Below are 1,491 nucleotides of genomic sequence, written 5' to 3'. Positions count from 1 at the left end.
GTGGCAAGCCAGCAGCGCTGCGGACGATAATCGAAAAACTTCGAGAGCTGCCGGGCGGCGTACTTCCGAGGGCATGGGAGACGCGATTTGCACTGTGCGCTCGTCTACAATAGCCGACAAATCCAGCCGAGCTCATTCATGTCCGATACCGATGTCCGTGGCCTGCAGGATCTTCCCCTGGAAGAACTGGTTGCTTGCCATGAGTGTGATCTGTTGATGCGCCGGGAACCCCTGGGACCGGGCGAGAAAGCCAATTGTCCGCGCTGCGGTTTCGAGTTGGCCGCGCATCGCCATCAATGGAAACGCCGTTGCTTCGCGCTGGTTCTGACGGCGCTCTTCCTCTATATCCCAGCCAATTTCCTGCCGATCATGAATCTCAGCCTGCTCGGCCAGACCCGCAGCGATACGGTCTGGACGGGAGTGCTCGGTCTTTACGACAGTGGCATGCAGGGCGTCGCCATCCTGGTATTCCTGTGCAGCATGGTGATCCCGTTGGTCAAGTTGCTCTGCCAGTTGCTGGTGATGATCAGCGTGCGTTTCGGTATCGCCCGTCACATCGGCATGCTGCTCTACCGCGGCTATCACCATCTGCGCGAGTGGGGGATGCTCGAGGTCTACCTCATGGGCATCCTGGTTTCCATCGTCAAGCTGATCGACATGGCCGACCTCAGCCTGGGCGTCGGCCTGGCCTGTTTCGTGGCGCTGCTGTTCACCCAGGTCTGGCTGGAGGTCACCATGTCGCCGCACCAGGTATGGGAAGCGCTGGGCGGCGAGGACGACGATGCGCGCGCTTGATGCCGGAATTCTGGTGTGCGGCGAGTGCCACCAGTTGAATCGCGCCGACGGGGACGAGCATCCGCGTTGCAGTCGCTGCGGTGCGGTTCTGCACGCCCGGCGCCCAAACAGCCTCACGCGCACCTGGGCGTTGCTGATCACCGCGGCGATCCTCTACATACCCGCCAACCTGTTGCCGATCATGACGGTCAACCTCTTCGGCAGCGGAATGCCCGCCACCATTATGGAGGGCGTGGTCGAACTGGTGCATGCCGACATGTTCCCCATCGCCATGGTGGTGTTCGTCGCCAGTATCCTGGTTCCTACTTTCAAGCTGGTGGGCATCGCCCTGCTGCTCTATTCGGTACAGCGGCACCAGCCGATGTCGGCCCGCCAGCGTATCCTGATGTATCGCTTCATCGAATGGATCGGGCGCTGGTCGATGCTCGATATCTTCGTCATCGCCATCCTTGTGGCGCTGGTGAATTTCGGCAACCTGGCGAGCATCGAGGCCAACCTCGGCGCCGCCGCCTTCGCCAGCGTGGTGGTGCTCACCATGCTCGCCGCCGTGACGTTCGACCCCCGGCTGATCTGGGACAACACCAATCTGGATGACGAGAATGAGTGATCTGCCAAGTCCGAAGAAACACAAGACCTCGAACTGGTCGGCGATCTGGGTGCTGCCGCTGGTGGCCCTGGCCATCGGTGCCTGGCTGG

The 1,491-nt window shown here is 61.4% G+C and carries 2 protein-coding genes; both read left to right on the top strand.

Annotated features, from left to right (window positions below; translation table 11 throughout):
* The first annotated feature begins 138 nt into the window (after positions 1 to 138).
* Complete coding sequence (locus tag CR162_RS21745; RefSeq protein ID WP_003095053.1) at positions 139 to 795, top strand: paraquat-inducible protein A; 657 nt, start codon at positions 139 to 141, stop codon at positions 793 to 795.
* Positions 782 to 1,402 carry a paraquat-inducible protein A gene (locus CR162_RS21740; protein WP_003107436.1) on the top strand — a complete coding sequence of 207 codons (621 nt, stop codon included), beginning with the start codon at positions 782 to 784 and terminating at the stop codon, positions 1,400 to 1,402. The genes CR162_RS21745 and CR162_RS21740 overlap by 14 nt, the downstream gene beginning before the upstream one ends.
* Positions 1,403 to 1,491 lie beyond the last annotated feature (89 nt).

The organism is Teichococcus rhizosphaerae (genome assembly GCF_002631185.1).
GTDB classification, from domain to species: domain Bacteria; phylum Pseudomonadota; class Alphaproteobacteria; order Acetobacterales; family Acetobacteraceae; genus Pseudoroseomonas; species Pseudoroseomonas rhizosphaerae.
Note: the sequence above shows the minus strand (reverse complement) of the source record. Positions and strands in the feature narration are given on the sequence as shown.

Excerpts from the sequence above, each read along its gene's own strand:
- CR162_RS21745 (WP_003095053.1), top strand. The coding sequence starts at position 139 with ATGTCCGATACCGATGTCCGTGGCCTGCAGGATCTTCCCCTGGAAGAA.
- CR162_RS21740 (WP_003107436.1), top strand. The coding sequence starts at position 782 with ATGCGCGCGCTTGATGCCGGAATTCTGGTGTGCGGCGAGTGCCACCAG.